The sequence below is a fragment of the Acidimicrobiales bacterium genome, from assembly GCA_036399815.1.
Taxonomy (GTDB): domain Bacteria; phylum Actinomycetota; class Acidimicrobiia; order Acidimicrobiales; family DASWMK01; genus DASWMK01.
Genome location: DASWMK010000070.1, coordinates 1 through 5,185, shown reverse-complemented (window position 1 = coordinate 5,185; position 5,185 = coordinate 1). Strand labels below are relative to the sequence as shown.

Sequence of the window (5,185 nt, the reverse complement as noted above, 5' to 3'; positions counted from 1 at the left end):
CACCTCGGTGAACGTGCCCCGGTGGGCGTTGTGCGGGTGGGCCGGCGCCTCGCCGAGCGACAGCACCGGCGCGAAGCACACGTCGGTGCCCTCCAGCAGCTCGCACCACTCGTCGCGGGTCCTCGTGCGGAAGGCCGCGGCCAGCCGCTCCCGCATGGCCGGCCACGAGGACCGGTCGTACTGGGCCGGCACGTCGTCGCCGAGGCCGACCCGCTCGACCAGCTCGGCGAAGAACTGCGGCTCGAGCGACCCGACGCTCACCCACCTCCCGTCGGCCGTCTCGTACACGTCGTAGAACCAGGCGCCCGTGTCGAGCAGGTTCACGCCCCTGCGGTCCTCCCACAGGCCGGCGGCGAGGAAGCCGTGGACCATCGTGGACAGCAGGGCGGCGCCGTCCACCATCGCTGCGTCGACCACCTGGCCCCGCCCCGAGGACCGGGCCTCCAGCACCCCGCACACGACCCCGAAGGCCAGCAGCAGCCCGCCGCCGCCGAAGTCGCCGACGAGGTTGAGCGGCGGCACCGGCGCCCCGCCCTCGCGCCCGACGGCGTGGAGCACGCCGGACAGGGCGATGTAGTTGATGTCGTGGCCGGCCGCGGCCGCGTAGGGGCCGTCCTGGCCCCACCCGGTCATCCGCCCGTAGACGAGCCGGGGGTTGCGGGCCAGGCACTCGTCGGGCCCGATGCCGAGCCGCTCGGCCACCCCGGGGCGGAAGCCCTCGACGAGCGCGTCGGCCGACCCGACGAGGCGCAGCACGAGGGCCGCCCCGTCGGGGTGCTTCAGGTCGACCCCCACCGAGCGCCGCCCCCGGTTGAGCACGTCGGTCGGCGGCGAGGACGGGTCGCCGCCCCTGACGGCGCCGGCCCGGTCGATCCGGAGCACGTCGGCGCCCATGTCGGCGAGGACCATGGCGCAGAACGGCCCCGGCCCGATCCCCGCCACCTCGAGGACCCGGACGCCGGCCAGCGGGCCGCTCACGGCCGGCTCAACGGGTCACCGGCACCCTGGCGGTGTGCTCGGCGATGGCGTCGACGATCGTCGGCCACAGGACCGGCGGAAGGTCGTGGCCCATGTCCGGGAGCACGACCAGGCGGGCGCCCGGCACCAGCTCGGCCGTGCGCCGCCCGCCCGAGACGGGCACGAGCGGGTCGACCTCGCCGTGGATCACGAGGGTCGGCACGGCCAGGCGGCGCAGGGCCTCGGCCCGGGACCCGGAGGCCAGCACGGCCAGCAGCTGGCGGCCGGTGCCGACCGGGAAGTAGCAGCGGTCGTAGGCCAGCGCCGAGCGCTCGCGGGCCGCCTCCTCGTCGAAGTGGACGGGGCTGCCGATGACCCGCGAGGCGCGGACCATCTGCTCGATCGACGCCTCCCGCTCGGCCGGCGGCCGGGTGAGCAGGACCTCCATCGCCTCCGCGGTCGGCTGGCCGACGTCGCGGTCGCCGGTGGTCGACATGATCGACGTCAGCGTGAGCACGCGGTCGGGGTGCTCGATGGCGATGGTCTGGGCGATCATCCCGCCCATCGACGCGCCGACCACGTGGGCGGCGGGGATGTCGAGGGCGTCGAGCAGGCCGACCCCGTCGGCCGCCATGTCCGACAGCAGGTACGGCGCGTCGATCGGCTGCTCGGCCCACGCGGCCGCGAACGCGGCCATGAAGTCGTCGGTCGACCAGTCCACCTTGGTCGACAGCCCCGAGTCCCGGTTGTCGTAGCGGACGACGAAGTGGCCCCGGTCGGCGAGCAGCCGGCACAGCCGCTCGTCCCAGGCGATCATCTGGGCGCCGAGCCCCATGACCAGCAGCAACGGCGGGTCGGACCGGTCCCCGAACGTGTCGTACTCGATCTCGATCCCGTTGGCGGCGGCGCGGGGCATGGCTCGGCAAGCTACCGGAGGCACACTGGTGGCGCCGTGTCGACCACCACCTTCTCGCTGCTCGTCAGGACCGGCCACCCGGACTTCCTCGACCTCCCGTGGGAGCGGGCGCTGCGGGAGTGGGACAGCGACCGGCTCGTGGACGTGGCCCGCGGCATCCACCGCCACGTCGTGCGCTTCGTGGACTACGAGGGCCGGGTCTACGCGCTGAAGGAGCTGCCCGACCCGGTCGCCGAGCGGGAGTACCGCCTGCTCCGGCGCCTGGCCGAGGAGAACCTGCCGGTCGTCGAGGCGGCCGGGACGGTCACCGGCCGGCGCAGCCCCACCGGCGAGCCGCTCGAGGGCGTGCTCGTCACCCGCCACCTGTCGTTCTCGCTCCCCTACCGGTACCTGTTCGTCGGCCGGACCGTCCCCGACGTGCAGGCCAAGCTGCTCGACGCGCTCGCCCTGCTCCTCGTCCGCGTCCACCTGGAGGGGTTCTTCTGGGGCGACTGCTCGCTCTCCAACGCCCTGTTCCGCCGGGACGCCGGCGCCCTCTACGCCTACCTGGTCGACGCCGAGACCGGCGAGTTCCAGCCCCGGCTGTCCGACGGCCAGCGCCAGCACGACCTCGAGATCGCCACCGCGAACGTCGCCGGCGACCTGCTCGACCTCGTCGCCGCCGGCCGCCTGCCGGCCGACACCGACCCGCCGAGGTGGCCGACGACCTCCGCCGGCGCTACGAGGGCCTGTGGGACGACCTCACCCGCGAGGAGGTGTTCTCCCGCGACGAGCGCTACCTGGTCGACGCCCGCCTGCGCCGGCTCAACGAGCTGGGCTTCGACGTCGAGGAGCTCGAGCTGGTGGCGACCGACGGCGGCGACCGCATCCGGCTCCAGCCGCGCGTGGTGGAGGAGGGCCACCACAGCCGCCGCCTGCGCCAGCTCACCGGCCTCGCCGTGCAGGAGAACCAGGCCCGCCGGCTGCTGAACGACATCGCCGGCTACCGCGCCCACCTGGAGCGCACGGAGGGCAGGGAGCTGGCCGACGCCGTCGCCGCCTACCGGTGGCTGACCGAGGTCTTCGAGCCGGCCATCGCCGCCATCCCCGAGGAGCACCGCCACAAGCTGGAGCCGGTCGAGGCCTTCCACGAGATCCTCGAGCACCGCTGGCTGCTGTCCGAGCGGGCCGGGTGCGACGTGGGCATGGCCGAGGCCGTCGCCAGCTACGCCAGCGAGATCCTCGCCCCGAGCCCGTCGGAGGCCTGGTTGCTCCACCGCAGCTGGGACACGGGCACGGTGCCGGTCGTCGAGGTCGACTAGGCCGACGCCGCCAGCACGGCCGGCCCGAGCCAGTCGGCCACCTGCCGGGACGTCGCCTCGGTGAAGTGGACGCCGTCGGGCCGCAGGTCGGGGTCGAGCTCGCCGCCGGGCAGGGACCGGAGGTGGGCGGCCAGGTCGACGACGGCGACCTCGGGGTGGCGGGCCAGCACGCCGGCGACCACCTCCCGGACGCGCAGCATCCTCGCCGGGTCGGAGGCCGGGTAGGGCTCGGGCGGCGGCGGGGTCTCGTTGCGGCCGAGGTCGATCAGCGGGCTGGTCAGCCACACGACCCTGGCCCCCGAGGCCTCGAGCACGTCGACGGCCTGCTCGGCCTCGCGGGCGAGCACGGCGTCGTAGACCGGGTCGCCGGGCGCCCGCCACCCGTCGTCGCCGGGGAGGCGGTGGTCGGCCACCTCGCGGGCGCCGACGAGCACGACGGCGACGTCGGCGTCGGCCTCGTCGGCGGCGGCCGCCCACCGGTCGGGCCACGACGCGCACCCCTCGGGGTCGGGGCCGACCACGCCCTGGTAGTCGACCTCCTCGGCCCGCACGATCCCGCAGCCGAGGTCGTGGAAGCCGCCGGCGAACACCAGCCGGCCGGTGTCCCGCCCCCACTCGGCCAGGCCCCAGGCCGTCATCAGCGCCGTGCTGTCGCCGAACACCGCCACCCGGGGCGCGGCCGGCGAGGCCGACGCGTCGCCGGTCGAGGCGGCCAGGCGGGCCGCCGTCGCCTCCAGCCCGGGCGCCGCCGGGGGGACGGCGGCCGCCGCCGTCAGCACCATCGCCGCCGCCGACACGCCCGCCACCCGCAGCACGCCGGCCGGGACCGCCGCGCCCCGCCGCACCGGCGCCTCCAGCCACCGGTAGGAGGCCGTGGCGACGGCCAGGGTGACGGCCACGCGCAGGGCGAGGAGGGGCGCGCCGCCGAGCCCGGTGCGGCCCTCGTCGAGCACGAGGAACAGCGGCCAGTGGAACACGTAGACCCCGTAGGACACGACCCCGAGGCGGCGGAGCGGCTCCCACGACAGGACGGCGGCGACCGGGCTGTGGCGCTGCGTGGCGGCCACCACGAGCACGGCGCTGGCGACCGCGTACGCCGCCAACCCGCCCCGGTAGAGGCCCGGGCTGCCGGTGCCGACCGCCGTCCACGCCCACGCGCTGGCGGCGAGGGCGGCGACGCCGCCGACGGCCACCGCCGCCCGCACGACGCGGCCGGGCCGGCGGCCGGCGAGGGCGAGGGCGAGGAGCACGCCGGCCAGCAGCTCGACGGCCCTCGTCGGCGTCCCGTAGTACAGGAGGTCGGCGTCGGCCCCCGGGTCGAGGGCGAGCGTGAGGACGAGCGAGGCGGCGACGGCCGCCCCGGACACGGCGGCCAGCGCCCGCCGCAGCGGCCGGCCCGTGCGCACCAGCCAGGCGACCGTCAGCGGGAGGACCAGGTAGAACTGCTCCTCGATGGCCAGGCTCCAGAAGTGGAGCACCGGCGACGGCGCCGACGCGAGGTCGGCGTAGGACCGGCCGGCCACCACGAACCGCCAGTTGGCCACGTCGCCGAGCGCCGACCACACGTCGCCGGCCAGCCCCGGCGTGCGCAGGTCGGGGACGGCCGCGGCCAGCACGACCGTGCCGGCCAGGCCGACGAGCGCGGCCGGGGTCAGCCGGCGCAGGCGCCGGGCCCAGAACCCGCCGAGCGACAGCCGGCCGGTGGTCGCCACCTCGTCGAGCACGAGGGTCGTGATGAGGTAGCCGGACAGGGTGAAGAACGTCGACACGCCGAGGAACCCGCCGGGCAGCCACGACACCCCGCCGTGGAACAGCAGCACGGCGAGCACGGCGAGGCCGCGGAGGCCGTCGAGGCCGGGCCGGTACGGAAGGGCGCGGCGCCGGCCCCCGCCGACCGCTGCGAGCCCCGCCCCGTGCGCCATCCCCCGACGAAGGGTAGGCGGGCACGCCGGTGGGGTGGCGGCACCGCAGTAGCGTTCGCCGATGGCCCCGGCGTTCGGCGTGCACACCG

At 76.4% G+C, this 5,185-nt stretch carries 4 protein-coding genes and 1 pseudogene; 2 read left to right on the top strand and 3 right to left on the bottom strand.

The features are described from left to right. Together VGB14_05290 and VGB14_05285 are read right to left on the bottom strand one after the other, a co-directional pair. Positions 1–978: CaiB/BaiF CoA-transferase family protein (locus VGB14_05290; protein ID HEX9992323.1), on the bottom strand; the 978-nt coding region annotated here is incomplete at its 3' end. 7 nt (positions 979–985) lie between these two features. Beyond that, positions 986–1,873, bottom strand: coding sequence for an alpha/beta hydrolase (locus tag VGB14_05285; GenBank protein HEX9992322.1), 888 nt, complete (start codon positions 1,871–1,873; stop codon positions 986–988). A 36-nt stretch (positions 1,874–1,909) separates the two neighbouring features. Between VGB14_05285 and VGB14_05280 the strand changes: the two are divergent. Together VGB14_05280 and VGB14_05275 are read left to right on the top strand one after the other, a co-directional pair. Next, a pseudogene (locus VGB14_05280) lies at positions 1,910–2,476 on the top strand (lipopolysaccharide kinase InaA family protein). Between the two features lie 92 nt (positions 2,477–2,568). Then, positions 2,569–3,174, top strand: a complete 606-nt coding sequence (locus VGB14_05275; GenBank protein ID HEX9992321.1) for a DUF4032 domain-containing protein — start codon at positions 2,569–2,571, stop codon at positions 3,172–3,174. Here VGB14_05275 and VGB14_05270 read toward each other — a convergent pair. Beyond that, positions 3,171–5,096 carry an acyltransferase family protein gene (locus VGB14_05270; GenBank protein HEX9992320.1) on the bottom strand — a complete coding sequence of 642 codons (1,926 nt, stop codon included), beginning with the start codon at positions 5,094–5,096 and terminating at the stop codon, positions 3,171–3,173. The genes VGB14_05275 and VGB14_05270 overlap by 4 nt on opposite strands. Between the last annotated feature and the right edge of the window lie 89 nt (positions 5,097–5,185).

Excerpts from the sequence above, each read along its gene's own strand:
- VGB14_05270 (HEX9992320.1), bottom strand. The coding sequence starts at position 5,096 with ATGGCGCACGGGGCGGGGCTCGCAGCGGTCGGCGGGGGCCGGCGCCGC.
- VGB14_05285 (HEX9992322.1), bottom strand. The coding sequence starts at position 1,873 with ATGCCCCGCGCCGCCGCCAACGGGATCGAGATCGAGTACGACACGTTC.